The sequence below is a fragment of the Sinorhizobium terangae genome, from assembly GCF_009601505.1.
Taxonomy (GTDB): domain Bacteria; phylum Pseudomonadota; class Alphaproteobacteria; order Rhizobiales; family Rhizobiaceae; genus Sinorhizobium; species Sinorhizobium terangae.
Genome location: NZ_WITC01000120.1, coordinates 54073 through 79733 on the forward strand (window position 1 = coordinate 54073; position 25661 = coordinate 79733).

29 protein-coding genes are annotated in these 25661 nt (G+C 62.0%); 21 read left to right on the plus strand and 8 right to left on the minus strand.

What is annotated here, in order from left to right; genetic code table 11:
* Nucleotides 1–16 precede the first annotated feature (16 nt).
* Entirely contained in the window at nucleotides 17–544 is a 528-nt protein-coding gene (locus GHK62_RS27580; protein ID WP_153442126.1) for a DUF1697 domain-containing protein, read from the plus strand.
* Between the two features lie 6 nt (nucleotides 545–550).
* On the opposite strand, the gene GHK62_RS27585 is transcribed toward GHK62_RS27580, so the two are convergent.
* On the minus strand, nucleotides 551–1171 hold the full coding sequence (locus GHK62_RS27585) for a TetR/AcrR family transcriptional regulator (RefSeq protein WP_153442127.1): 621 nt from the start codon (nucleotides 1169–1171) through the stop codon (nucleotides 551–553).
* A 226-nt stretch (nucleotides 1172–1397) separates the two neighbouring features.
* Here GHK62_RS27585 and GHK62_RS27590 point away from each other — a divergent pair, with 226 nt between their 5' ends.
* The 7 genes from GHK62_RS27590 (at nucleotide 1398) to GHK62_RS27620 (ending at nucleotide 9140) form a co-directional block, all read left to right on the plus strand.
* Nucleotides 1398–2354, plus strand: coding sequence for a homocysteine S-methyltransferase family protein (locus GHK62_RS27590; RefSeq protein WP_167528380.1), 957 nt, complete (start codon nucleotides 1398–1400; stop codon nucleotides 2352–2354).
* 151 nt (nucleotides 2355–2505) lie between these two features.
* A complete protein-coding gene (locus GHK62_RS27595; RefSeq protein ID WP_153442129.1) occupies nucleotides 2506–4011 on the plus strand; it encodes a protein adenylyltransferase SelO in 1506 nt (501 codons plus the stop codon).
* Nucleotides 4012–4243: 232 nt separating this feature from the next.
* On the plus strand, nucleotides 4244–6580 hold the full coding sequence (locus GHK62_RS27600; protein ID WP_153442130.1) for a glucose/quinate/shikimate family membrane-bound PQQ-dependent dehydrogenase: 2337 nt from the start codon (nucleotides 4244–4246) through the stop codon (nucleotides 6578–6580).
* A gap of 81 nt (nucleotides 6581–6661) precedes the next feature.
* Nucleotides 6662–7123, plus strand: coding sequence for a hypothetical protein (locus GHK62_RS27605; RefSeq protein WP_153442131.1), 462 nt, complete (start codon nucleotides 6662–6664; stop codon nucleotides 7121–7123).
* 308 nt (nucleotides 7124–7431) lie between these two features.
* The gene (locus GHK62_RS27610) at nucleotides 7432–7845 is read left to right on the plus strand and encodes a MerR family transcriptional regulator (RefSeq protein WP_153442132.1); all 414 of its coding nucleotides are present in this window, start codon (nucleotides 7432–7434) and stop codon (nucleotides 7843–7845) included.
* 200 nt (nucleotides 7846–8045) lie between these two features.
* Nucleotides 8046–8549 (plus strand): GNAT family N-acetyltransferase, encoded by a 504-nt coding sequence (locus tag GHK62_RS27615; protein ID WP_153442133.1) that lies wholly within the window; start codon nucleotides 8046–8048, stop codon nucleotides 8547–8549.
* A 12-nt stretch (nucleotides 8550–8561) separates the two neighbouring features.
* Nucleotides 8562–9140 carry a DJ-1/PfpI family protein gene (locus GHK62_RS27620; protein WP_153442134.1) on the plus strand — a complete coding sequence of 193 codons (579 nt, stop codon included), beginning with the start codon at nucleotides 8562–8564 and terminating at the stop codon, nucleotides 9138–9140.
* 13 nt (nucleotides 9141–9153) lie between these two features.
* On the opposite strand, the gene GHK62_RS27625 is transcribed toward GHK62_RS27620, so the two are convergent.
* From GHK62_RS27625 to GHK62_RS27635, 3 genes are all read right to left on the minus strand, one after another.
* Nucleotides 9154–10068: a c-type cytochrome gene (locus GHK62_RS27625; RefSeq protein WP_153442135.1), complete on the minus strand. Its 915-nt coding sequence runs from the start codon at nucleotides 10066–10068 to the stop codon at nucleotides 9154–9156.
* An 85-nt stretch (nucleotides 10069–10153) separates the two neighbouring features.
* On the minus strand, nucleotides 10154–10600 hold the full coding sequence (locus tag GHK62_RS27630; RefSeq protein ID WP_153442136.1) for a c-type cytochrome: 447 nt from the start codon (nucleotides 10598–10600) through the stop codon (nucleotides 10154–10156).
* A gap of 299 nt (nucleotides 10601–10899) precedes the next feature.
* Nucleotides 10900–11538 carry a LysE family translocator gene (locus tag GHK62_RS27635; RefSeq protein WP_153442137.1) on the minus strand — a complete coding sequence of 213 codons (639 nt, stop codon included), beginning with the start codon at nucleotides 11536–11538 and terminating at the stop codon, nucleotides 10900–10902.
* A gap of 132 nt (nucleotides 11539–11670) precedes the next feature.
* On the opposite strand from GHK62_RS27635, the gene GHK62_RS27640 reads away from it, so the two are divergent.
* On the plus strand, nucleotides 11671–12384 hold the full coding sequence (locus GHK62_RS27640) for a helix-turn-helix transcriptional regulator (RefSeq protein WP_184108509.1): 714 nt from the start codon (nucleotides 11671–11673) through the stop codon (nucleotides 12382–12384).
* Nucleotides 12385–12612: 228 nt separating this feature from the next.
* On the opposite strand, the gene GHK62_RS27645 is transcribed toward GHK62_RS27640, so the two are convergent.
* The gene (locus GHK62_RS27645; protein WP_153442138.1) at nucleotides 12613–13215 is read right to left on the minus strand and encodes a superoxide dismutase; all 603 of its coding nucleotides are present in this window, start codon (nucleotides 13213–13215) and stop codon (nucleotides 12613–12615) included.
* Between the two features lie 324 nt (nucleotides 13216–13539).
* On the opposite strand from GHK62_RS27645, the gene GHK62_RS27650 reads away from it, so the two are divergent.
* The 4 genes from GHK62_RS27650 to GHK62_RS27665 all read left to right on the plus strand — a co-directional run bounded on the left by GHK62_RS27650 (nucleotide 13540) and on the right by GHK62_RS27665 (nucleotide 15817).
* Nucleotides 13540–13866 carry a hypothetical protein gene (locus tag GHK62_RS27650; RefSeq protein ID WP_184108508.1) on the plus strand — a complete coding sequence of 109 codons (327 nt, stop codon included), beginning with the start codon at nucleotides 13540–13542 and terminating at the stop codon, nucleotides 13864–13866.
* A gap of 130 nt (nucleotides 13867–13996) precedes the next feature.
* Nucleotides 13997–14584 carry a TetR/AcrR family transcriptional regulator gene (locus GHK62_RS27655; protein WP_153442140.1) on the plus strand — a complete coding sequence of 196 codons (588 nt, stop codon included), beginning with the start codon at nucleotides 13997–13999 and terminating at the stop codon, nucleotides 14582–14584.
* Between the two features lie 60 nt (nucleotides 14585–14644).
* On the plus strand, nucleotides 14645–15166 hold the full coding sequence (locus GHK62_RS27660) for a hypothetical protein (RefSeq protein WP_153442141.1): 522 nt from the start codon (nucleotides 14645–14647) through the stop codon (nucleotides 15164–15166).
* Nucleotides 15167–15406: 240 nt separating this feature from the next.
* Nucleotides 15407–15817, plus strand: a complete 411-nt coding sequence (locus tag GHK62_RS27665) for a VOC family protein (RefSeq protein ID WP_153442142.1) — start codon at nucleotides 15407–15409, stop codon at nucleotides 15815–15817.
* Nucleotides 15818–15946: 129 nt separating this feature from the next.
* On the opposite strand, the gene GHK62_RS27670 is transcribed toward GHK62_RS27665, so the two are convergent.
* Complete coding sequence (locus GHK62_RS27670; protein ID WP_153442143.1) at nucleotides 15947–16828, minus strand: branched-chain amino acid aminotransferase; 882 nt, start codon at nucleotides 16826–16828, stop codon at nucleotides 15947–15949.
* Between GHK62_RS27670 and GHK62_RS27675 the strand changes: the two genes are divergently transcribed.
* The 4 genes from GHK62_RS27675 to GHK62_RS27690 all read left to right on the plus strand — a co-directional run bounded on the left by GHK62_RS27675 (nucleotide 16821) and on the right by GHK62_RS27690 (nucleotide 19715).
* Entirely contained in the window at nucleotides 16821–17084 is a 264-nt protein-coding gene (locus GHK62_RS27675; protein ID WP_153442144.1) for a hypothetical protein, read from the plus strand. The two genes, GHK62_RS27670 and GHK62_RS27675, sit on opposite strands and share 8 nt — an antisense overlap.
* The gene (locus tag GHK62_RS27680; protein ID WP_153442145.1) at nucleotides 17081–18121 is read left to right on the plus strand and encodes a zinc-dependent alcohol dehydrogenase family protein; all 1041 of its coding nucleotides are present in this window, start codon (nucleotides 17081–17083) and stop codon (nucleotides 18119–18121) included. The genes GHK62_RS27675 and GHK62_RS27680 overlap by 4 nt, the downstream gene beginning before the upstream one ends.
* A 207-nt stretch (nucleotides 18122–18328) precedes the next feature.
* Nucleotides 18329–18880 (plus strand): phosphatase, encoded by a 552-nt coding sequence (locus GHK62_RS27685; RefSeq protein ID WP_153442146.1) that lies wholly within the window; start codon nucleotides 18329–18331, stop codon nucleotides 18878–18880.
* Nucleotides 18881–19052: 172 nt separating this feature from the next.
* Complete coding sequence (locus GHK62_RS27690; protein WP_153442147.1) at nucleotides 19053–19715, plus strand: haloacid dehalogenase type II; 663 nt, start codon at nucleotides 19053–19055, stop codon at nucleotides 19713–19715.
* A gap of 101 nt (nucleotides 19716–19816) precedes the next feature.
* Here GHK62_RS27690 and GHK62_RS27695 read toward each other — a convergent pair whose 3' ends face one another.
* Nucleotides 19817–20710: a LysR family transcriptional regulator gene (locus tag GHK62_RS27695; protein ID WP_153442148.1), complete on the minus strand. Its 894-nt coding sequence runs from the start codon at nucleotides 20708–20710 to the stop codon at nucleotides 19817–19819.
* A gap of 156 nt (nucleotides 20711–20866) precedes the next feature.
* Here GHK62_RS27695 and GHK62_RS27700 point away from each other — a divergent pair, with 156 nt between their 5' ends.
* Both GHK62_RS27700 and GHK62_RS27705 read left to right on the plus strand, forming a co-directional pair.
* The gene (locus GHK62_RS27700; RefSeq protein WP_153442149.1) at nucleotides 20867–22048 is read left to right on the plus strand and encodes an MFS transporter; all 1182 of its coding nucleotides are present in this window, start codon (nucleotides 20867–20869) and stop codon (nucleotides 22046–22048) included.
* Between the two features lie 82 nt (nucleotides 22049–22130).
* On the plus strand, nucleotides 22131–22964 hold the full coding sequence (locus tag GHK62_RS27705) for an aldo/keto reductase (RefSeq protein WP_153442150.1): 834 nt from the start codon (nucleotides 22131–22133) through the stop codon (nucleotides 22962–22964).
* A 90-nt stretch (nucleotides 22965–23054) separates the two neighbouring features.
* Here the strand turns inward: GHK62_RS27705 and GHK62_RS27710 are convergent, their stop codons facing one another.
* Nucleotides 23055–23447 (minus strand): hypothetical protein, encoded by a 393-nt coding sequence (locus GHK62_RS27710; protein WP_153442151.1) that lies wholly within the window; start codon nucleotides 23445–23447, stop codon nucleotides 23055–23057.
* 289 nt (nucleotides 23448–23736) lie between these two features.
* Between GHK62_RS27710 and GHK62_RS27715 the strand changes: the two genes are divergently transcribed.
* Nucleotides 23737–25299, plus strand: coding sequence for a helicase HerA-like C-terminal domain-containing protein (locus GHK62_RS27715; RefSeq protein ID WP_153442152.1), 1563 nt, complete (start codon nucleotides 23737–23739; stop codon nucleotides 25297–25299).
* Nucleotides 25300–25379: 80 nt separating this feature from the next.
* Nucleotides 25380–25592: an alkylphosphonate utilization protein gene (locus GHK62_RS27720; protein WP_153442153.1), complete on the plus strand. Its 213-nt coding sequence runs from the start codon at nucleotides 25380–25382 to the stop codon at nucleotides 25590–25592.
* Nucleotides 25593–25661: the final 69 nt, after the last annotated feature.

The window sequence follows — 25661 nt, forward strand, 5'->3', positions numbered from 1 at the left end:
GGGCTGGAGGAGGCGAATGCCGGTTTACGTCGCACTGCTGCGGGCGATCAATGTCGGAGGGACCGGCATGCTTCCAATGGCGGAGCTGAAGGCTATTTGCGAGAGCCTCGGCTTCACCGATGTGAGAACTTATATCCAGAGCGGCAATGTGCTCTTTCGCTCCGAGCTTTCCGAAGCCAAGGTGCAGAAACGGCTCGAAGATGCTCTGGCGGAACGAATGGGCAAGGCGCCCGGCGTCATCTTGCGCAGCCGGAGCCAACTCGAAAAGATTGCCGACGAGGCGCCGTTCGCGGGCGCCAAGCCGAATTTTCTGCTGGTGACCTTCCTGCCCGAGCCGCCGCCGGCCGATGCGCTCGAGAAGCTCGTCGCGCCGGACGGCGAAGAGGTGCGGATCAGCGGCAGGGAGATCTATATCCATTTCCCCAACGGCTCGGGAAAGTCGAAGCTGAAATTGCCTGCACTCAAGCCAGGCACAGCCCGCAATCTCAACACCGTCCGGAAACTCGCCGAGCTGGCCGCAGAGCTCGAGGAAAGCCGTGCCTGAACCCCATCACGCCTGCGCGATTGGTTGAAACAGCATCCGCACGAAGGTGCGGAAGACCAGCAACTGGTCGGGCAGGCTCTTCGGTTCCTTCAACGCCTTCGAAATTACGATGCCGCCCTCGATCACGGTCGAGACCATGTCGGCCAGTTGGTCGGCGTCGAGCGCTTCGCGCGGGCGGTAGTGGCGCATGATGTCCCGGAACATCCCGCCGAAGCGCCGGCGCCACATCAGTGCAGCCTGCCGGTTGATCTCCTGGATCTCGCGGTCAAAGGCGCGCTCCTGCGTGCACATGGTTGCAACAAGGCAACCTGGATGGCCGTTCGGCAGGTCCGAGAGCAATTCAGACAGCAGCTTCAGGCCGAGCAAAAAGGCTTGCAGAGGATCATCCGAGAGTTCGTGTGCCCGGCTGAAGATCTCGTCGTAGATCCGTTCGTCGTTTTCGATGTAGCGTTCCAGGAGTGCCTTGGCGAGTTCGTTCTTGTCGCGGAAATGATAGAAGAAACCGCTCTTGGTGATGCCGGTTTCGGCGATCAGTTCGTCGATCGAGGTTGCCCCAAAACCCTTCGCCAGCACGGCGGCTTCGGCGACATCGAGGAGCCTCGTCCGCGTTTCCTCACCCTTTCGCATGGTCCGCTCCTGTACCGCCGGTACGGTTTTCAGCTTAGAAAACGCCTCCCACGTCCTCCGCCGCCATCCGATCTCAACGGCAAGTATCTGTTTTCACATCGAAATGGGGATCTCCCGTAAGTAGTATACCGCAACTCCTCTAGTTTAGCAGATGATAAAAAGGCAGAAATTCATCCAATCCCTGGCACGGAAGATCCGGTCAGGAGGAAAGAGGATGGAGCAAGAGATGGCCAAGTACAGAGAAAACCTGCCGCTACTGAACGGAGGCACATTCCTCAGCGATGGCGGCATGGAGACGACGCTGATTTTTCATGACGGCTTCGAGCTTCCGCATTTCGCTTCCTTCGTGCTCTTGTCGTCGGCCGAGGGGCGCCGGAAGCTTCTGCAATATTACACGCACTATCTCGACATCGCCCGACGTCATAATACCGGCTTCATCCTCGACACTGCCACGTGGCGAGCCAATGCCGATTGGGGCGAGAAGCTTGGCTACGATGCGGACGCGCTGGCAACGGCCAACCGAGACGCCGTCTATCTGCTGACCGAGTTGCGCGACCAATACGAGCGGCCACAAGCACCTATTGTCCTCAATGGCGCGATCGGCCCGCGCGGCGACGGTTACAAGGCCGGCAGGATGAGCGCCGACGAGGCGGAGGATTACCATGCGGCCCAGATTGCCACTTTCGCCGCAAGCGAAGCCGATCTGGTGTCCGGTGTTACGTTGAACAATGTCAATGAAGGCATCGGCATTGCTCGCGCGGCCAGAAGGTATGGCATGCCCTGCGCGATCTCCTTCACGGTCGAGACCGATGGCCGGCTGGTGACCGGCCAGTCACTGCAGGATGCGATCGAGACCGTGGACGCGGAGACGAATGGCTATCCGCATTACTACATGATCAACTGCGCCCATCCGAGCCATTTCGATGGCGCACTGGACCAAGGCCAAGCGTGGGTCAAGCGGATCGGCGGCATACGCGCCAATGCCTCGATGATGAGCCATGCCGAACTCGACGAGAGCGAGACGCTCGATGCGGGGGATCCTGCAGATCTCGCCCGGCGCTATCGGTCGCTGACCGGCCGTTTGCCGCAATTGCGTGTGCTCGGCGGCTGCTGCGGCACCGACCACCGCCACATCGCGGCGATCTGCGAGGCTTGCCTTCCTCGCACCGCGCTCAGCGCCTGACGCGGAGATAGAACCGTCGCCTCTCCGGCAATACACCGGAGAGGCGACGGATTAAGTCCCGGCCTCGCGGAACAATCGGCGCTCGTGTAGACTTGTCCTGAGAGTGTGGCTCGTCGGCACCGCTCCGGCGCACGCAACGGGACCAGGAACGATGAACTACGTACCCCCGCAACCGGCCTCTGAAACGGGCCCCTTCCCCTTCGACAATAGCTATGCGCGGTTGCCCGCGAATTTCTATGCTCGTGTCGAGCCGACACCGGTTGCGGAGCCCTGGCTGATCAAGTTCAACCGAAAGCTCGCCGAAGAGCTTGGCATAGACACGGAAGCGCTCGAACGTGACGGCGCGGCGGTCCTTTCGGGCAACAGAGTGCCGCCGGGTGCGGAGCCGCTTGCCATGGCCTATGCGGGACACCAGTTCGGCACCTTCGTTCCGCAGCTCGGCGATGGGCGCGCCATCCTGCTCGGCGAGGTAATCGATCGCGGCGGAAAAAGGCGCGACATCCAGCTCAAGGGATCCGGCCAAACGCCCTATTCCCGCCGCGGCGACGGACGGGCGGCGCTCGGACCGGTGCTGCGGGAATATATCATCAGCGAAGCGATGCATGCGTTGGGCGTGCCAACGACCCGCGCGCTCGCCGCCACCGTTACCGGTCAGCCGGTCTACCGCGAGCAGATCCTGCCCGGTGCGGTCTTCACCCGCGTCGCCGCAAGCCATATCCGGGTCGGGACCTTTCAATTCTTTGCCGCCCGCGGCGACATGGAGTCGGTCAAGGCCCTGGCCGACTATGTGATCGCACGCCATTACCCGGAGTTGAAGGATGGCGAACAACCTTACTTTTCGCTGTTCAAGGCGGTCGCGGCGCGGCAGGCGGAACTGATCGCCCGCTGGCTTCACATCGGCTTCATCCACGGGGTGATGAACACCGACAACATGGCCGTTTCCGGCGAGACGATCGATTTCGGCCCCTGCGCCTTCATGGACGCCTATGATCCGAAGAAGGTGTTCAGTTCGATCGACCAGTTTGGCCGCTATGCCTATGCCAACCAGCCCGCGATCGGCCAGTGGAACCTTGCGCGTCTCGCCGAAACGCTGGTGCCGCTGTTCGATCCGGTCGCCGATACGGCGATCAGTCTCGCCAACGACGCGCTCACCGAATACGGATCGATCTTCCAGAGGCATTGGCTCGACGGTATGCGCCGCAAGATCGGACTTTCGACCGAAGAAGATGGCGATCTCGATCTGATCCAATCGCTCCTCACCTTGATGCACAAGGGCAACGCGGATTTCACGCTCGTCTTCCGGCGTCTCGGCGCATCGGCCGAAAGCGAGGACGCCGATCCGACGCTCGTCGAGCTTTTCGAAGAGCCTGGTGCGGTGTCCCCCTGGCTCCGCGACTGGCGCGGACGCCTGGCCCGCGAAACCCTCGACGCCGGCACACGCGCCGCGGCGATGCGTTCCGTTAATCCGGCCTTCATTCCGCGCAATCACCGCGTGGAACAGGCGATCGAGGCGGCCACTCGCGACGCGGATTTCTCGCTGTTCGAAGCGCTGCTCGACGTCACGTCTAGGCCTTATGAAGACCAGCCCGAGCACGCGGCCTATGCCGCGCCGCCCGAGCCTGGCGAAGAAGTGCTACAGACCTTCTGCGGCACCTGAACGGCAGCCCTCTGCCGCAGTCTGTCGCGACATTCGCGGCGCTTTGCGGCCTCCATATTTTTGCAACCCCACAGCGTGCGGCCATTGAAAGGCACGCTGCAGGCGTTAGCTGTTCAAGAAGGCGCTGTCGTCCGAGGCGGTTGATCGGGGCACCCGGAAAACGGCGCGCGGCGGCTGCCCGCAGGTTTGGCCGTACAGCTCGGCACCGTACTTCAAATCGGGGGACGAACTCATGCTCATCGTGCTGACGGCCATTCTCTTCGCCCTGATCGGTCTCGCGATCGGCGCGGGAGGTATCAGGCTCCTGATGCTCGGCGGCAGCCCCTACTACCTTATAGCAGGCCTCGGTTTCCTGCTGACAGCCTTTCTGCTTTTCCGCCGCCGCCCTGCAGCTCTCTGGGTCTATGCGCTCGTCGTCGTCGGGTCGCTCGCCTGGGCGGTCTGGGAGGTCGGCTTCGACTGGTGGCAGCTCGGTCCTCGCGGCGGTGTCATCATCCTGCTCGGTCTCTGGCTGCTTACTCCGTGGATCCGACGCCCCCTCGGCTTCGTCAGCCCCTCGGGCGAGCACTACAGCGCCGCGGCCTGGCCGCTCGCCCTCGCCAGCCTTGTTTCGATCGGCGTCGCTGGATTCGCGATCACTCAGGACCCGCACGATATCCGCGGCGAGCTGCCGCGCACTGCGGTCGCCGCCCGGGCCAACCTTGGCGGCAATGTGCCGCCCGGCGAGTGGCACCAGTACGGCCGCACGCCCTTTGGCCAGCGATACTCACCGCTCGACCAGATCAATGCGGAAAATGTCGCGAACCTCAGGGTCGCGTGGCAATACCAGACGGGCGACGTGAAGCGGCCGGATGACGTCGGCGAGACCACCTATCAGGTGACGCCGCTCAAGGTGAAGGACACGCTCTATCTCTGCACGCCGCACAACTGGGCGATCGCGCTCGACGCCGCGACCGGACAGGAAAAGTGGAAGTATGATTCGAATTCCGGCATGAACCCCGACCGCCAGCACCAGACCTGCCGCGGCGTCACCTATTGGGCCGATCCTGCGGCCACCCCGGGCAGCGCCTGCGCCGAGCGCGTCTACCTGCCGACCTCCGATGCGCGCCTGATTGCGCTCGACGCCGCAAGCGGCGAGGTCTGCACCAGCTTTGCCGATAATGGCGTCCTGCATCTGGAACAGGGGATGCGGTTCAATCCGGCCGGCTACTACTACTCGACATCGCCGCCGGTGGCGGTCGCCGGCAAGATCATCGTCGGCGGTGCCGTCAACGACAACTACTCGACTGAGGAGCAATCCGGCGTCATCCGCGCCTTCGACATCAACAGCGGTGTGTTGCTCTGGAACTGGGACAGCGGCAACCCCGACCAGACGGCTCCCCTGCCGGCCGGCCAGTCCTACACGACGAACTCGCCGAACAGCTGGTCGGTTTCCTCGGTCGATGAAGCTCTCGGCCTGATCTATGTGCCGCTCGGCAATCAGGTGCCGGACCAGCTCGGCATGGGGCGAAGCGAGCACGTCGAGAAATACTCTTCCTCGATCGTCGCGCTCGACATCAACACCGGCGCAGTGCGCTGGGTGCGCCAGACAGTGCACCACGACCTTTGGGACATGGATGTGCCGGCGCAACCGTCGCTCATCGATATCACGAAGGAGGATGGAACGGTCGTTCCGGCGCTCGTCGGCGCGACCAAGCAGGGCGACCTCTATGTGCTCGACCGGCGGAGCGGCGAGCCGGTCATTCCGGTCGAGGAGGTGGCCGCACCCGGCGGCGCAATCCCCGAGGACTTTTCAGCGCCGACACAGCCGGTCTCGGGTCTCACCTTCATGCCGCCGCCGCTCGAAGAGCGGGACATGTGGGGCATCTCGATGTTCGACCAGCTCGCCTGCCGCATAGCCTTCAGGTCGCTGAAATACGAGGGCCGCTATACACCGCCTTCGCTGGAAGGAACGCTGGTCTATCCGGGCAATTTCGGCACATTCAACTGGGGCTCGGTGGCGGTCGACCCTGAGCGGCAGGTGCTGTTCGGCATGCCGACCTATCTCGCCTTCACATCCCGGCTCGTGCCGCGCGACCAGATCCCGCCGAAGCAGGCAGGCGAAACAGGCAGCGAGCAGGGTCTCAACCGCAATGAAGGTGCGCCCTACGGCGTCTTCATGGGACCGTTCCTCGGTCCGCTGCAAATCCCCTGCCAGGCGCCTCCCTGGGGCTATGTCGCAGGCGCCGATCTCAGGACAGGCAAGATCGCCTACAAGCACAAGAACGGCACGGTCTACGACATGACGCCGCTGCCGCTGCCCATCAAACTCGGCGTTCCGGGCATCGGCGGGCCGATGATCACGAAGGGCGGCGTCGCCTTCTTGGGCGCAGCGGTCGACAACTATCTGAGGGCCTACGACCTCACGACCGGCAGCCAGCTCTGGGAGGCTCGACTTCCGGCGGGCGGGCAGTCCACGCCGATGACCTACGCCGTCGGCGACAAGCAATATGTGCTTATGGTTGCCGGCGGCCACGGTTCGGTCGGCACCAAGCCAGGCGACTACATCATTGCCTACACCCTGCCCTGAACTCGCCGGGCGGTTGCGTCGAAAGGCTCACGCAAGCCGCGATAGACAGGCTCCCCCGGACTTCACATCCGGGGGATTCCCATGAAAATCGAAAGCAGCCTTTCCAACTATTACCTTTCGCAACGCCGCTCCGTCGCAAGCAGCCTTCCCGCGCTCGAAGACACGGGCGGCGACCAGGCGCAGCGCCGCTCTCCGCCCACCATTGCCCCCGCCTCGCCTTCTGCCTCGCTTTCAAGCGCACTGTGGCTTTCGCTCGCCACGGAGGAAACGACCGGACCCTCGATCACCGAGGGTAAGTCGCCGTTCGGCTCGACCGTTGCCGACGAGTTCCTTGAATGGTCAAAGATGTCGTTGGCCGAAAAAATCCGGGCTCAGCTTCTCGAAGCACGTGGGCTGACTGAGGAGAGCCTGGAAGCGATGCCGGCCGACGAACGCGCAGCAATCGAGGACGAAATCCGCAAGGCGATCGCCGAAAGCCTCGGCATCAAGGAACAGGCAAGCGAGACGGCATCGGACATCGCCGGAAGCGCTGCCGAAGCCTGATGTGAACGCAAGACGGCCCTCCTCGGCGGCGACACGGCCGAAAGGCTACTGCATGATTCCTTAAATCGGATCGATTTAAGGATAAAATCACGCAGCAAATCAAAGTGCTAAGCGACCTTTGCGCGTGCGATTGGACGCGCGGCGCTGTAGCGGATGAGGAAAAGTGTGTGCGGTTTTCCGCCCGCATCCCGCGCCAACTTATTAGAATCGATCACGTTTATGATTTAGGTCGATCGGCCCCTCTATTGATGGGCGAATGCCTGTTCCCTATGTAAATACTCCAGCGACTATAGATATGAGGCGGCAGCATGTATTCGATCGGTGACCTCTCCCGCCGCACCGGCGTCAAGATCCCGACCATCCGCTATTACGAGCAGATGGGATTGATCGAGGCGCCGGAACGCTCGGAAGGCAATCAACGGCGTTATGAAAAGCGCGAACTCGAGCGACTGGCCTTCATCCGCCACGCGCGCGACCTGGGACTCTCGATCGAGGCGATCCGCGATCTTCTGGCGCTCAGCGAACATCCGGAGCGCCCTTGCGGCGAGGCGGACCGCATTGCCACCGAACACCTCGCGTCAGTACGTGAAAGGATCGCCAGGCTGCGAAAGCTGGAAAGCGAACTGGAGCGCATCGTCGCCTGCCATGGCGATCATACGATCGGCGACTGCTACGTCATCCGGGCGCTCGCCGACCACTCGATGTGCGAGAGCGAGTACTGAGGCCCGCCGGCCGAGAATTCCCGTTGACAAAATCGCGGAAATCGCGAATCTACGCGCATGATCAAGAACGCACCCATTTCCCGCGTGTATTTTTGGCTGTTCCGATAGGAGCGGCCTGCTGATCATATTCAACAAGGCCGCCATCAGGCGGCTTTTGTTTTTCACGGCACCTGATGGCGGCAGAACCATAGGAGCCGAGAATGTTGCAGACCGCCACCCCTTCCCTTCATCCCCTGCCATCGGCACGCCCACCGATGGTGACGATCCGCTGTGCCAAACCGCGCGATCTTCCCGAACTGCACGAGATGATCGTCGAACTTTCCGCGCATCACGGCGACGCCGCACCGCTGACGCCGGAACGGCTCGAACGCGACCTCTTCAGCCGCTCCCCCTGGATCACCGCGCTTGTCGCCGAAGCCGGCAACCAGCTGATCGGCTACGCCATCCTTGTTCCGACTTATCGGGCAGCCGAAGGCGTGCGCGGCATGGAACTGCATCACCTTTTCGTTCGTCCCGGCCATCGTGGCACCGGCATTGGCCGCCACCTCGTTGCCAAGGCACGCGAACAGGCGCGTATGGTCGGCTGCGACTATCTTTCCGTCAGCGCCGCCACCGGCAATTTCCAGGCGCATCGCTTCTACGAATCCGAACGCTTCGTACCTCGACCCGTCACCGGCATGCGCTATATGCAGAAACTTGGCTGAACGGGAGGGCTCATGCGCCTCGCAATCGTCCTGACGGAAGGTTTCGCCGACTGGGAATGCGCGCTGCTGATGGCCACGGCGCGCACCGAGCTCGGGCTCGACGTGCTGATCGCCGCGCCCGGCGGCACCGTGGTGACATCGATGGGCGGCCTTCACATCACGCCGCACCTGCCGACGAAGACGCTGGCCCCGACGGAGTTCGACGCGCTTGTGCTCTGCGGCGGGTCGGCCTGGCAAACCTCCGCTGCACCCAATCTCACTGCGATGATCCATGCCTTTCACGGGAAAGGCCGCGTCGTCGCAGGGATCTGTGGGGCGACGCTTGCGCTGGCCGCTAGCGGCATTCTCAACGAAACGGACCACACGGGCAACTCGGCCGAAAGTCTCTCAGCAGTCGCCGGTTATCACGGTCACCAACATTATCGCGACCAACCGCAGGCCCTTCGCAGCGACCGCCTGGTGACCGCTGCGGGTACGGCCCCGGTCAGCTTTACGGCCGAGATCTTCCACGCGCTCGGCCTCGGTTCCGAAGCGCTTGACGACTATCTTTCGCTCTACGCCAGGGAGCATGTCGTTCGCGCTGCACGATAAAGCAGTGAACCCTTCAAAGCGGCGGGAGCGCCTTCAGATAGGCGGCGATCGCCTCTCGGTCGGAGGGCGAAAGTCTTGCCAGGTTCTTCTGTACCTCGATCATCGAACCGCCGACGGAATCGAAATCCGGCGTGAAACCGGTCTCCAAATAGGAGGCGATGTCGGATGCGCTCCAACTGCCGACGCTTCTCGAGCCCGGCGTGATGTCCGGGATGCGGCCTTGGCCCTCGGGGTTTGGCGCACCGGCCAACCACCTGCCTGCCTCGAATCCGCCGAGGGCGTTGCGCGGCGTATGACACTCGCCGCAATGGCCGGGACCTTCAACCAGATACTGCCCGCGTGCGAGCTTCGCGTCCGCCGTATTCATCTCGACGCGCGGCTCGTCGGTGAAGAACAAGAGCTTCCAGGCGCCTAGCGCCGGGCGGATGTTGTAGGGAAAAGGCAAGTCGTGCGGCGGCACCACATTGGCGCTCTTCGGCAGCGTTTGCAGATATCCCCAGAGATCATTGATATCCTTGGCAGTCATGCGCGCGTAGGAACCGTACGGGAACGACGGATAAAGGTGCTCGCCATTTTCCCCGACACCGCGCGTCATGGCGTTGCCGAACTCGGCAAGCGTCCAGTCGCCGATGCCGGCGCTTTCATCGGGCGAGATGTTTGGAACATGGAAGGTACCGAAGGGGCTTTTCAGGGCCCGGCCACCTGAAAGCACGAGCCGCGCGTCATCCTGTGCCCCCGGCTGAGCGTGGCAGCTGACGCAGCCGCCTGCCCAAAAAACCTGTTCGCCATTCGCGAGATCCGGTTCGCCGAGCCCTTCCCAATGGCCTTCGTCCCACGGCGCAGGTTTCGTCAGCCACCAGGAACCGCCTGCTCCGGCAAGGGCCAGCACGACCAGACCAGACATCAGTTTCGTTGTTCGTCGGCCCATCGGGCCTCCCCTCATGGTGGAAGACAAAGAAGGATGCGCCAGCGGGGCCGGCGCATCGCAAACGGTCAGGATGAAGGAACGCCTCTCAGTCTTTTTTCAGGCGATAGGTCTCGTGACAGCTGGAGCAGTCCTTGCCGAGAATGCCGAGGGCAGCGCCAACACCGGCCTTGTCCGCCGGAAGCTGGGCGAGCAGCGCGCTCGCGTCGGTGCCGAGCTTGGCTGCCTTAGCCTTGAAGTCATCCATGTTCTGCCAGATTTTCGGGCTTGCTTCGGTTTCCGAGCCGGTTTCCGAACCGGCCGGGAAATGACTTGGGAAGATCTTCACCGTCTCGCTGATCGTCGTCAGCGATGCCCTGACGATTTCCGCGTCGTAGGGCTTTTCGCCCTTGGCAATTCCGTTCAACGCACCGGCGGCCCGCCCCACCTTCTTCATCAGTTGCTGGCGCACAGCCTGTGGCTCGTCCGCTGCCGCCACGACGGTGACACCCACGCCCGCCAGGGCGGCAGCAAGAATAATAGCTCGTATCTTCATCATGATCTCCGGTCATTCGAAACCGCCCCTGCGGCTTCCTGTTGAAGACGGGGCATGATGGCATTTTGTTCTTTCGACGGAGGTAACATTTATTTGATGTTCTTGTCCGCTTCAGCATAATTGGCTTCGACGGCGGTACTGGCGGTGTTTGTCGCATCCCCGGAAACAGCTTGGACAAGACTGCGGCGCCTTAATACTTGCAGCACCGCGCGTCATATCGGCCGGGCAGAGAACGCTGTAGCACGTTGAATTGCTGCATGTTTTTATCCATGCAACAGGAGTGACCGCCAACCGCGTCCTTACCGGACAGCGGCCCAGCCATGCCATACGGTGAAGACAGCAACGGCGATCAGCACGAGACCGGCCGCCCTTCCGATGGCTACCGTTGCGGCTGGACTGCCGACAAGCAGATCACGGCCACGGCCGGCGGCAAGCGCGAGCCCGCCATAGACCGCGAGCTGCGTCAGCGCGATCATCAAAGCCATGACCGCGGCCTGCGACCAGATCGGACCGAATTGCGGCTTGAGGAACTGCGGGTAGACGGCCAGCATGAATAGATAGGCCTTGGGATTCATCAGGCTCGTCAGCGCGCCCTGGCGAAAGCTCGCCCAGCGCGACAGCTGCACCGCCCTTTCGATACTGCCAATGGTGATCGCACTGCGCAACAACGAGAAGCCGATCCAGGCGATATAGAGGGCGCCGGCGAGAAGCAGCATGTTGAAGAGCTGGGGCACCAGATGCAGGACGACGCTGACGCCGAGCGCGGCATAGAGGGTATGCAGCACGCCGCCGGCCATGATGCCGGCTGTCGCCGATAGGCCGGAGGCTCGCCCGCCGGTCAGCGAATTGGCCAGGACGAAGACCATGTCCATGCCGGGTACGATGATGATGCCGAAGAGAAGGGTGAAGAAAAGCCAGAGGTTTTCCGCGTAGCTCATGTCAGTTGTCCGTGGGATTTCCATGTGAATGCGTGGCCGGATAGTCGATTTTTCAATCCGTTGACGCATGTTATATCGCTGTCCAACTGACAGGGATTTGTCAGGAGCCTTTCGGGCAATGGAGGTTTTTCCGTGCGTAAGGCGTCGCGCCTGTTTGAAATCATCCAGATCCTGCGGCTTGCCAGGAAGCCGATAACGGCCGCGGAGATTGCCGAAACGCTGGAGGTAACGCCACGCTCGATCTACCGCGACATCGCCGCCCTGCAGGCGATGCGGGTGCCGATCGAGGGCGAACGCGGCCTCGGCTATGTCTTGAGACCCGGCTTCGATCTGCCGCCCCTTATGTTCACGATTGAGGAGACGGAGGCGATCGTGCTGGCGTTGGCGCTGCTCGCACGCACGGGCGATGAGGAATTGAAGGCGGCCGCGCGGCGCGTGAACCAGAAGATCACCGGCGCCGTCCCCGGGCCTCTGCGCCAGGCGTTCCAGTCCCAGGCGCTCCACGCCTGGGGCACTGTTGCCGCGCCGCCGCCGGCCATCGATCTCGCCATGATCCGCCGGGCGATCCGCGACGAGCAGAAGCTCGCGCTCGACTATCGCGACGAACTTGGGCGGGCGAGCGAACGCACGGTGCGCCCGCTGGCGCTCATCTACTATTCGGAACACGCGATGATGGTCGCCTGGTGCGAACTGCGCCAAGACATCCGCAACTTTCGCGCCGACCGGGTGGAGCATTGCGAGCCAGTCGACGCCTTTTTCCGCGGCGAGGGCAACAATCTCAGGCAATTGTGGATCAACGGGTGGCAGGCGAATGCCGCTCGGCCGCTTGAGGCGGAGGAGGTGTAAATTTGCCCCTCATCCGGCTGCCGGCATCTTCTCCCGGCAAGCGGGGCGAAGGGGGCGATGCCGTGCGCTCCTAAGTCCCCTCTCCCCGTCATGACGGGGAGAGGGTTAGGGTGAGGGGCATTTCACCGGCTTTCCCGAAAAGGCCGCCAGTCACCCCGCCATCGAACCGAAACGAAAGGCCCGGCGCGAGCGCCGGGCCGAATTGCCTGTCGAGACGGAAGCAGCCGCTTACTTCGCCGCAGCCTCGTACATTTCGAGCACGTAATCCCAGTTGATAAGATTGTCGACGAATGCCTCGAGGTATTTCGGGCGAGCGTTGCGGTAGTCGATGTAATAGGAGTGCTCCCAGACATCAACGCCGAGGATCGGCGACGCGCCGTGGACGAGCGGGTTTTCGCCGTTCGGAGTCTTCGAGATTTCAAGCTTGCCGTTCTTTACCGAGAGCCAGGCCCAGCCGGAGCCGAACTGGCCGACGCCGGCGGCGATGAAATCGGCGCGGAACTTGTCGTAGCCGCCGAGGTCGGACTTGATGGACGCGTCGAGCTTGCCCGGCAGGCTGGTGCCGCCGCCACCCTTCTTCATCCACTTCCAGAAATGGATGTGGTTGTAGTGCTGGCCGGCATTGTTGAACAGCGGCTGGTTGGTCCCATAGGACTTCTTGACGACTTCCTCGAGCGAAAGACCGGAAAGACCGGCGTCCTCGGCGAGCTTGTTGCCGTTCGTCACGTAAGCGAGGTGATGCTTGTCGTGATGATATTCGAGCGTTTCGCGCGACATATAGGGCGCGAGCGCATCGTAGTCATAGGGAAGGTTCGGCAATTCGAAAGCCATTGTGGCATCTCCTCTTGTTATGGATTTTCGTCAAGGAAATCTGTGAGCGGGAACATAGGCACCGGCATGGACCGAGGCAACCGATGCGGTGCCAAAATTTCTCTGCCACACGCAAAATACTTTCGTCGCGTTTCTACAGCGCCGCGCGTCCAATCGGACGCGCCAAGGTCGCTGTAGCGCTTTGAAGTGCTGCATGATTTTGTCCCTTAAATCGATTCCAAGCTAAGGAATCATGCAGTAACGAACCATTCTCTTTGGCAAATTCTCGTCACGACCGGCGTGCTACCTGGCCGCGCATTCCCAGCAACACATATGAGGAACCCGATGCCGATACGCCCTACTTCAATCCTGAGCCTCCTTGCCGTAAGCCTTGGAGCCGGTGCGGCACATGCCTCGTCCGGCGACGCATGGGAGGAATTCCGGGCAGACGTGTCGGCCAAGTGCATTGCCGCTGCCGCCGAATCGCTTGAGGACGTCAACGCGATCGTTGATCCTTTCGGTACCGAAAGCTACGGAGTGGCACTCGTCTCCGGCAAGCCGAAAGGCGGCGACGGCAACGTCACGCAGATTTGCGTCTACGACAAGCAGACCAAAGCCGTGGAACTCGGCGGCGAGATCGGCGCTCAGGTGATACCCGCGTCCAAGCCGTAATTGACAAGCCGATCACGTGACCCACGCTTCCGCCTCTCAAGACCTCGGCGGGCGGTGCGCGGGCCTGCCGTCACGATCTTGTGAGATTCAGGCACTTGTTTGTCGACCAACTAGTCGGTAGGTTCTTGTCATGGCAAGCGGGACATATGACAAAATCCTGGACGCGGCGGAGGACCTCATGGTTTCGAGGGGCTACAACGCCTTCAGCTATGCGGATATTTCAGCCGAGGTCGGCGTCGGCAAGGCAACGATTCATCACCATTTTCCGACCAAGGCCGATCTCGCCGAAAAGGTTCTCGCGCGCTATCGCGCGAGAAATCGACGAAGCGTCGAAGAGTTGCTTTCGGCGGTGTCGGATCCGGCCGAGCGGCTTGGCGCCTATATCGGCTACTGGGAAGACTGCATCCGCAGAAAGGAGAGGCCTTTCTGCATCGGTGCCCTGCTCGCCTCGGAAATTCCTTCGCTGCCGGAGGGCGTCGTGCGGCAGGTGCAGGGTCATTTTTCGGATCTTGCCTCGTGGCTTGCCGCCGCGATCGACGGCGGAGTTCGAGCCGGCAAACTGGAGACGGAAAAGGGAGCGACCGCCGAAGCGGAAATGCTCATGGCAACCGTTCACGGAGCCATGCTCGCAGCGCGTGTCGCTGGATCGGACCCTGAAGTATTTTCAACAATTGCGCGCCGCGCGGTCGAACAGATCATGCAGTCGCCGAAGAGATAAACGCATCATTTTTTGAGTCGATATCAACCAACTAGTCGGTCTACCAGGAAGGAACAGGAAATGGCCAATCCCCTCTCCACCCTCGGCATTGTCCATACGGCGATCAGCCTCGCGCCGGTCGTCGCAGGCCTCTACGGCTTTGCGCGCCACGGTGCGATCCTGCCGCAGACACGTTCGGGCAAGTTCTATCTCTCCTCATTGGTGCTCTCGGTGCTGACATCCTTCGGACTGTCGAGCACCGGTGGCTTCAACGAGGGGCATGCGCTCGGTATCGTGACGCTTGTTGCCGTGGCGGGGAGCCTTGCCGCCGCCCGCACAGACAGACTTGGCCGTTTGAAGCCCTATCTCTTGAGCTTCGGACTAAGCTTCAGCTTTTTCCTGCTGATCGTGCCGGCCATCAATGAGTCGCTGACGCGACTGCCTGCTTCCCAACCGCTCGCGAGCGGACCGGAGTCGCCGATCGTCCGGACGACGCTCATGGTCTGGCTCGTGATTTTCCTCTCGGGCGTCTCGCTTCAGGCCTATTTGTTACGCAGGCGCGCTGTCGCGGTGAAAGCCGCCCGCGCTCCCCTCTCCCGCTGACCGCAAGACAGACCGGGTCTACAGCGCCGCGCGTCCAATGGGACGCGCAAAGGCCGCTGCAGGACTTTGAAGTGCTGCTTGATTTTTTCCTAAATCGATTCCCATTTTTTAGGGAACCATGCGGTCGGGCGACTCGAAAGCGGCATTTGTTTCCGCCTGCCCGGCAGCCGCATCGACATCCTGCATAAGGATCCTATGTCTTCCAGGGTCCATGCACAGAACAAGCAAGCGGAGGACGTTATGGAATTTCATCAGGGGCGGCTACTCGACCATGTGCATCTCCGCGCAAGAGACCTCGCCGCCAGCAAGCGTTTCTATCGCGCAATTCTTGCAGCTCTCTGCCACCAGCCGACTTTCGAGACCGAGCAGGCGATTGCATTCGACGAACTCTACATCGATCAGGCCGAAAGCTATCGCAGCCATGTTCACATCGCCTTTCAGGCGATCGACCCGGATGCGGTTCGCCGCTTCTATGAAGCCGGCCTTTCGAACGGCGGAGAGGACAATGGCGAGCCCGGCGAGCGGCCCTATCATCCCGGCTATTTCGCCGCCTTTCTCCTCGACCCCGATGGCAACAACATCGAGGCGGTCTACCACGGGCCGACGACCCGATCGTCCGCGGATGTCGTCATCCGTCCGCTCGGAGACTGAGGCGTGAAAGGAACAAAGGCATGGCATGCGCCTGCGACCGGCTCGACGAGAAATAGTCGTCGCACTGTCGGTCGGCGCAGCATTTGCCCGAGTTAGGACGAGCCTGCGATAAAACGCGGGTCCGTGCCGTCAGACGTCCGGGCTCGAATGCGCCCAGTCCATGTAAAGGTCGCGCGCCTTGGCGGCGATCGGGCCGGCCTGGAGGTCGCGGTCATCGAGGCGAGTCACCGGCAGCACCTTGGAATAGTTGCCAGTGGTGAAGATCTCGTCCGCCGCCTCGAAATCGGCCATCGTCATCGTGGTCTCGACCACCTCGAAGCCGGCCTCGCGCAAGAGGCTCATGACGCGGAAGCGGGTTATGCCGGCAAGGAAGGTCTTGTTGGCTGCCGGCGTGAAGACGACACCGTCCTTCACCATGAAGATGTTGGATGATCCGGTTTCGGCGATATTGCCGAGCATGTCGCGCACGAGCGCGTTGTCGAAGCCGCGCGAGCGCGCTTCATTGAGGATCCGGGCATTGTTGGGATAGAGGCAGCCAGCCTTTGCATCCGTCGGCATGCACTCGATCGTCGGCCGGCGGAAGGGTGACAGGGTCAGCGATGAGCCGCCATGCGCGTTGCCCATCGGTGCCTCGAACAGGCAGAGCGCGAAACGGGTCGATTCCGGGTCGACCGCCACCACGCTCCAGGAGCCGTGCTCGCCCCAATACATCGGCTTGACATAGATCGCCGTCTTGCCGTCGAACTTCTTCACGCCCTCCCACGTCAGCGCCTCGATCTCTTCGGCGGCCATGGTGGGCTTGAGGCCCAACGAAACAGCGGAGCGGTTGACGCGCTGGCAATGCAGGTCAAGGTCCGGCGCGATGCCATCGAACCAGCGGGCGCCGTCGAAAACCGTCGAGCCGAGCCACATCGCGTGCGAGGTCGGCCCGATCAAGGGAGGGTTGCCGGAAAGCCATTCACCGTCGACATAGGTCCAGGTGGTTGAGCGGGGGGATGTATCGATGGCCATCGGTGTCTCCTCTCCTTTATCGTCCGTTCGGCCGCTTGATCGTCTTTCGGCTGGTCCAACCGCGATGGTGGTCGGCCCTACTGGTCAGAGCGAAGCGGCCGGAAAAGCGGACACTTTTTCCTCATCTCGCTTTAGCCGAAAAAAGCAGTATCAGGGTGAATGGGTACATCAAAAAATGTCATGGCGTCCATTGTGGAACCGGCCGAACCGCCATGCCAAAATAGCCGTACGAGCACAGGAGCAAGACCAGCCATGAGAGCGATGTATTACGACGCGTTCGAAAAGACGCCGGAGATCAAGGTTTTGCCGGATCCGAAGCCGACCGAAAACGGTGTCGTCATCAAGGTCGAGGCTACGGGCCTTTGCCGCAGCGACTGGCACGGCTGGATGGGACACGACGCCGACATTCGTTTGCCGCATGTGCCCGGCCACGAGCTCGCCGGGACCATCGCGGCCGCCGGACGCGGAGTCCTGCGCTACAAGGTCGGGGACCGCGTGACCGTTCCGTTCGTTTCCGGCTGCGGCCGTTGCGCCGAATGCCGCTCGGGTAACCAACAGGTTTGCGAGGCACAGTTCCAGCCGGGCTTTACCCACTGGGGCTCGTTTGCCGAATATGTGGCGATCGACTTTGCCGACCAGAACCTCGTGCATCTGCCGGAAAGCATGGATTTTGCTACCGCCGCAAGCCTCGGCTGCCGCTTCGCCACATCCTTCCGGGCGGTCGCCGACCAGGCTCGCGTCAAGGGCGGTGAATGGGTGGCGGTGCACGGCTGCGGCGGTGTCGGCCTCTCGGCAATCATGATCGCCGCGGCGCTCGGCGCCAACCCGATCGCAATCGACATTTCCGAGGAAAAGCTCGCCTTTGCCCGCAAGCTTGGCGCTGTCGCCGCGATCAACGGCAAGGAAACGGGAGATGTCGCCGAGGCCGTAAGAGAAATCACCAAGGGCGGCGCCCATGTCTCGATCGACGCTCTCGGCTCGCCGCTCACCTGCTTCAATTCGATCAAGAACCTGCGCCGGCGCGGGCGCCATGTGCAGGTGGGCCTGATGCTGGCGGAACATGCGACGCCGCAGATCCCGATGGCCCAGGTGATCGGCCACGAACTCGAGATCTACGGCAGCCACGGCATGCAGGCCTGGCGCTACGACGCGATGCTTTCGATGATCACCGCCGGCAAGCTGAACCCGAAACAACTGATCGGCCGCGAGATCTCGCTCGAAGAAGCCGTGCCGGCGCTGGTGACGATGGACCGGGCGACAGATCTCGGCATCAGCGTGATCACGCGGTTTTGAGGCGGCCGAAGCCGCCGTCCCATAGGTCCGTTCTAAGGGGTCTCGCCCCGAAAGTTTCAAAGGTGACGATTCCCTCTCTTTTCCTCCTTTTTAGCGGCCCTCCGTCGGCTTGCAATAGGCTCCCGCGCGCTTCTGATCAGGGATTCCGATCGCCGCCGCGCGCTGTTATGGTTTTCGCAAGCAAGACGAATCAACGAGGGTCCCGTCATGGCGCTTGCGGCTCAATCCACCGAAATTGAACTCTATCGGCCTGTTCTCGGCAGCAATTCCCGGCATCCGAACGGCTGGCCGATACGCGTGATCGTCAGTTCGCAGACCGAGGCACGCCACAACCGCCATCTTTGGGCGCCGACGCATCTCGTCTCGATCCGTGCGCCCGCGAGCCGCCTGCTCTCCATGATCGAGTTGCCGCCCGAGCGGCATCTGGAGCTTTACTTCGGCGATGCGACCGACCCGGACGCACCTGACGCCGCGCGGGCGGGGGCGATCGAGGCAACGTTTGCTTTCATCGACACGTTGCCCGAAGATGCACATCTGCTCGTCCACTGTCTTCGGGGCTTCGGCAGATCGACCGCGCTGACCCTCGGCATTCTGGCGCGCTACATGGCGCCGGAGGAAGCGGCCGCCGCCCTTCATGCGCTCCGCCCGGAGGCCAAGCCGAACCGGCACGTCGTCGGCCTCTGTGATACCGCCCTTGGGCTCAAGGGGAAACTCGCGAAACAGGCGCTGCGTTTTCCGGCAAAAGTCTGGAAAGGCTAACAAAATTCGCATTGCTACGCATGATGGCATTGTGCGCTGCACAAAGTTTTGACATGATCCCGAGAAACAACTGACGAAGCGTTGCGCCTACCGCACCGGGGCCGAAGTCGGAACCGATTTTCAGCGAGCACGTGCGTGATGCGCCGCTGAACGGTGATGACGGGAGTGTTCGATGCCTCTGGCGGCCTATGTTTTCGATGCCTATGGCACGCTTTTCGATGTGCATGCGGCAGTGCGGCGTCATGCCCAAGCGATCGGTCCTGACGGCCAGGCCTTTTCCGAACTCTGGCGCGCCAAGCAGCTCGAATATTCCTGGGTGCGCTCGCTGATGGGGGCCTATGTCGACTTCTGGCAATTGACTGAGCAGTCGCTCGACTACGCCTTTCAGCGCTTCCCCTCGGCCGATCCGAAACTCAAGAAATCGCTGCTCGATGCCTATTGGGAGCTCGACTGCTACCCGGAAGTTCCGGCCGTGCTCAGGGGCTTGAAGGAGCGCGGCGCCCGCATCGCCATTCTTTCCAATGGCTCACCGGCCATGCTCGCATCGGCGGTGAAGAACGCGGCGCTCGACATCGTCATCGACAATGTGTTCTCGGTCGACGCGGTCAAGGCGTTCAAGACGGCGCCTGCGGTCTACGATCTGGTGACGACGCAATACCGGCTTTATCCGCACGCGGTCTCGTTCCAATCGTCGAACCGCTGGGACATTGCGGGCGCGACAAAGTTCGGCTTCCGCACCGTCTGGATCAACCGCTACGACATGCCCGACGAGTACAAGGATTATGGTCCGGCGCTTATCCTCCCTTCGCTCGAAAGCCTGCAGTTCGGCATCTGAGCCTGCAAGCTAAAACCGCTGCGCACTTTTGGGCGACATGCACTGTTAGTTTCACGCATGTCGTTGTCCCAAAACCGCTACGCACTTTTGGGCGACATGCACTAGATTTTCTCGACCAGGAAATCGATGAAAGCGCGGATGCGGGCGGCAAGGTGTTCATGCCCGGCATAGACGGCGTGAACGCGTTCTATGTCTTCGGGATTGTAATCTTCCAGCACCGGCACCAATCGGTCCGCGTCGATATCCGGCTGCACATGGAACGCGCCGACGCGGCCGAGGCCGAGACCGGCAAGGCAGAGATTGCGGACGATCGCACCGCTGTTTGCCTGCATGTTGCCGGTGACAGGGCGCACATAGACGTGCGACGAGCCCGGGTCGCGGAAAGGCCAGCCGTCGAGACTGCGACGGAAATTGAAGGTGAAGCAATTGTGGTGGGCGAGGTCATCCGGCACCTGTGGCACACCATGGATCTCGAGATAGGCCGGTGCGGCGATAATCACCTGGCGGCTCTCCAACAATTTGCGTGCCTTGAGCGCGGAATCGCGCATCGGACCAGACCGGATGGCGATATCTGTCCGTTCCTCGATCAGGTCGATGATGCCGTCGGTCAGGGAGAGATCCAGTTGCACGTCCGGATAACGCGCGAGGAATTCGGCGGCAAGCGGCAGGATATAGCGCTCGCCGAAGCCGACGGATGCGTTGACCCGTAGTGGACCGCGCGGCATAGCCCGACCGCCGCCGGAAACCACCTGTTCCGTCTCGGCGATCGCCGCCAGGATGCGTTGTGCGCGTTGAAGATAGATTTCTCCCTCCGGCGTCAGTTGCAGCATGCGGGTGGAGCGAACGACGAGCCGCGTTCCGAGCCTGTCCTCGATGCGCGAGACAAGCTTGCTGACGGCGGAGGGCGACAGCTTGAGCCGCCGGCCGGCGGCGGAAAAGCTGCGCAGTTCAGCAGCGGCAACGAAGACTTCCATTTCGCCGGCGCGGTTGTCCATGTCGCGTTACCTTTGAATTCAGTTCACAGGCATTTATCCATTCTCCCGGATTATCGCGCAAGCCCGATCGATCCATATTCCCGGTCATCAATCACTCAACCGCGGCACGGCCGCAAAGCTCAGCCCGTATCGCATGCGGGCGGGGAAGGTATTTCTATGCCCATCGCTCTCTTTGCCTTGACGATCGCGGCCTATGCGATCGGAACCACGGAGTTCGTGATCGTTGGCCTGCTGCCGACAGTCGCCTCCGATCTTCACATCTCCCTGCCGCTCGCCGGCCTCATCGTCAGCGTTTATGCACTCGGCGTCACTTTCGGCGCGCCGGTGCTGACGGCGCTCACCGGTCGGATTGAGCGCAAGCCCTTGCTCCTCGGTCTGATGGCCCTCTTCATCATCGGCAATGCCGCCGCAGCACTTGCGCCGAGCTACGAATTGCTGCTCGTCGCACGGGTCCTGTCGGCCTTCGCACATGGCGTCTTTTTCTCCGTCGGCTCGACGATTGCCGCCGATCTCGTGCCAGAAGATCGCCGCGCTTCGGCAATCGCGATGATGTTCATGGGGCTGACGGTCGCAATTGTTACCGGCGTGCCGCTTGGCACCTATATCGGTCAGACCTTCGGCTGGCGGGCCACGTTCTGGGCGGTCACCGCGCTCGGCGTCGTTGCCTTTATCGGCATCGCCGCCCTGCTGCCGAATACGTTGAGCAAGGCCGCCGCGGCACGTCTCGTCGATCAGGTTCGCGTGCTTGGATCCGGCCGCCTGCTGATCGTCTTTGCCATGACCGCTCTCGGCTATGGCGGCACCTTCGTCGCCTTCACGTACCTCGCACCGATCCTGCAGGAAATAACCGGCTTCTCCGAAGGCAGCGTCAGCCTCATCCTGGTTCTTTATGGCATCGCCATCGCGATCGGTAATGTCATCGGGGGAAAGATTGCCAACCGCGATCCGGTAAGGGCACTGATCGGCCTCTTTGTCGCCCAGGCAGCCGTACTCGTGCTCTTCACCTTCACTGCCCCCTCTCCGGTACTGACGCTGGTCACACTGGCAGCACTCGGCTTTCTCTCCTTCGCCAATGTGCCCGGCCTGCAGCTCTATGTCGTGCAGCTTGCCAAGCAGCACCGCCCTGGCGCCGTCGACGTCGCCTCGGCGCTCAACATCGCCGCCTTCAATCTCGGCATTGCAGTCGGCGCCTGGCTCGGTGGGCTTGTGGTATCTTCGCCGCTTGGTCTCGGTTCGACACCCTTCGTCGGCGCAATGCTGGTTGCCGTCGCCCTGGTTCTGACGTTGTGGAGCGGCGCGCTCGACCGGCGCACAGTTCTCTTCGAACAGCCGGCTTGAACCTTCGCCCCGCCACCACAAGTATAGAATGTCTCATTCGCCCGGCACCTTGCCGGGCCTCTCCAAGCCCAGGAGCTTTTCCATGCACGCAGTCAATTCCAACGGCGCCAATATTCCCGCCCTCGGGTTCGGCACCTTCCGCATGCCCGGCGCCGACGTCCTTCGCGTCCTGCCCGAAGCGCTGAAACTCGGCTTCCATCATGTCGACACGGCGCAGATCTACGGCAACGAGGCGGAAGTCGGCGAAGTGATCCACAAGTCGGACGTTCGGCGCTCGGACATTTTTCTGACCACGAAGGTCTGGGTCGACAATTATCGCCACCAGGCCTTCCTCGCCTCCGTCGACGAGAGCCTGAAAAAGCTGAAGACGGACTACGTTGATCTTCTCCTCCTCCACTGGCCGGGCAGCGACGTGCCGATGGCCGAGCGCATCGGCGCACTGAACGAGGTGCATAAGGCTGGCAAGGTGCGCCATATCGGCGTCAGCAATTTCAACATCGCGCAGATGGAAGAAGCAGTCCTGCTCAGCGATGCGCCGATAGCGACCAATCAGGTCGAATATCACCCCTATCTCGACCAGACCAAGGTCCTGCAAGCCGCCCGTCGGCTGGGCATGTCGCTCACCGCCTATTATGCCATGGCCAATGGCAAGGTGCCCTCCGATCCCTTGCTCAAGGATATCGGTGCGCGCCACAGCAAGACGGCGGCTCAGGTGGCTTTGCGCTGGCTGGTGCAGCAGAAGGACGTGATCACTTTGTCGAAGACTGCGACGGAGTCTCGGCTCAAGGAAAACTACGCAATCTTCGATTTTGCGCTGACGCCGGAGGAAATGGTGGCGATCCGCACGCTTGCTCGCCCGGATGGCCGTATCGTCAGCCCGGCGGGTCTCGCGCCGGAATGGGATAAGGCGGCCTGAGCGACCGCCTCGCGGCGCTCGCGATCAGGCAAAATCAAAGCACCCGCCGGATCATTTCCGTCGGGTGCTGTCGTATGCGGACCGAACCGATCAGACGAACTGGCTGAGGCCCGGAACGGAGGCGACGACTTCATCGACGACTTCGTCACCCGCTTTTTCCTTGGCGAAAGCAATCGTTTCCTTGGCAAGTGAGGTGATCTCGCCCATGCCGAGGCCCTGGCTCATCAACTGCTGGCCGAGTGCCATGACTCCGCCGCCACCGATTGCCGACATCAAACCGCCGAGCAGACCGCCACCGTTGCTGCCCTCGCCATTGTACTGGGCGACCAATTCGGGGGCGCCGGGAATGGCTTCGATCATCCTGGCAACCGGACCTTCCGCCGCTTCGCGCTGCAGGAAGCCGAGAATCATGCCAACCGCCTTCTCAGCCGTTGCAGATTCGATGCCGACGTTTTCCGCCACCCGGGTGACCAGCTCACTCATGGAAATCTCCTCGTTTGAATTTTGACGTTGACGTCTAGGTAAATGATCGTTTCCGAAATAACAAGCGGCAGCGAACGGCTCACGACGCAATCGCGGCCACCGCCGAAATCACCGGAGGCACATATCCGAGTGCATCGTTTCACGGACCGTCGGCCTTGGCAACGCACTCGATTGAGCAACAGTTGCCGCGCCCAATTGCACCGCCTATAACAGAAACGCACGATATTTCGGTGACGGCGCAGTGCAACGAAACGCCCGCTTTGATTGGCAAAACGGAGACCAGGCCCACATGCTGCAAGAAGGCAAGCTCTATATCGGAACCAGCCGCAAGCCGGACGATTCGATCAACAAGGGCGAATATCTGGAGCTGAAATTCGGCAACCGCCACGGGTTGATCACCGGCGCAACCGGCACCGGCAAGACTGTGACGCTGCAGATCCTCGCGGAAGGATTTTCCAATGCCGGCGTTCCGGTCTTCTGCGCCGACGTGAAAGGCGACCTTTCCGGCATCGGCGCGATCGGCGAACCGAAGGATTTCCTCCTCAAGCGTGCTGAGCAAATTGGCCTTACGCCATACGAATTCCAGGAGTTTCCGGTGATCTTCTGGGACCTCTATGGCGAGAAGGGCCACAGGGTCCGCACGACCATGTCCGAGATGGGACCGCTGCTGCTGTCGCGCCTGATGAACGCCACCGACGCGCAGGAAGGCGTGCTGAACATCGCCTTCAAGATAGCCGATGAAGGGGGGCTGCCGCTCCTCGACCTCAAGGACCTGCAGGCGCTGCTCAATTACATGGGCGACAATGCGAGCGAGCTTTCCAACCAGTTCGGCTTCATCTCCAAGTCCTCTGTCGGCTCGATCCAGCGCGAGCTGCTGATTCTCGAGCAGCAGGGCGCGGAGCACTTCTTCGGCGAGCCGGCACTGAAGATTACCGACATCATGCGCACGACCAATGACGGGCGCGGCGCGATCTCGGTGCTTGCCGCCGACAAGCTGATGATGAACCCCAGGCTCTATGCGACCTTCCTGCTTTGGCTTCTTTCCGAGCTTTTCGAGGAACTGCCGGAAGTCGGCGATCCCGACAAGCCGAAGCTGGTGTTCTTCTTCGACGAAGCGCATCTGCTCTTCAACGACGCGCCGAAAGTGCTCGTCGAGCGCGTCGAACAGGTGGTGCGCCTGATCCGGTCAAAGGGCGTCGGCGTCTACTTCGTGACTCAGAACCCGCTCGATGTGCCGGAAACGGTGCTGGCGCAGCTCGGCAACCGTGTCCAGCATGCGCTGCGCGCCTATTCGCCGCGCGAACAGAAGGCGGTGAAGACCGCCGCCGACACCTTCCGTCCCAACCCGGACTTCAACTGTGCCGAGGTGATCACCAATCTCGGCACCGGCGAAGCGCTGGTTTCGACGCTCGAGGGCAAGGGCTCGCCTTCCATGGTCGAGAGGACCCTGATCCGCCCACCGGCATCGCGCCTTGGTCCGCTGACGGAGGCCGAACGGCAGAAGGTCATCGATGTCAGCCCGGTGCGCGGGCTCTATGACGAGGATTTCGATCGGGAATCGGCTTACGAGCTGCTCGCCAAGCGCGCCGCGAAGGCTGCCGAACAGGCCGAGGCCGCAAGACAGGCGGAAGAACAGACTCAAGAAGGGACGTCCGGCGGCAGCCGCTGGACCCTGCCCGGATTTGGCGAGGACGAACCGGCGGCGCCCTCCGGCAAGCAGGCGCGGCCGCGCTCATCCGGCTATCAGCGCGAAACCATCGTCGAGGCGGCGATGAAGTCCGTTGCCCGCACGGTTGCAACGCAGGTCGGCCGCGCCCTGGTGCGCGGCATCCTCGGCAGCCTGAAGCGATAGCACCGCAGCGAACAGGCGAGCGGCCCCCGCGCCTGCGGGTCGAACCAGACTGCATTCTTGCGACCCAGAAAGGATTGACGATGGAAGTCAAGGATTCGAACGGCGCCGTCCTCAAGGACGGCGACAGCGTCACGCTGACCAAGGATCTGAAGGTGAAAGGAACCTCCACCACGCTGAAGCGCGGCACGCTGGTGAAGGGCATTCGCCTGACCGATGATCCGGACGAGGTCGAATGCCGGGTCGAAAAGATCAAGGGGCTGGTGCTGCGCACCGAGTTCCTCAAGAAAGCTTGAGGCGCCGGGCCCTTCGTTCGGTCCGCGTGCCTGCAAAGACGCAGCCGCCAATATTCGAAGCCCGGGTGA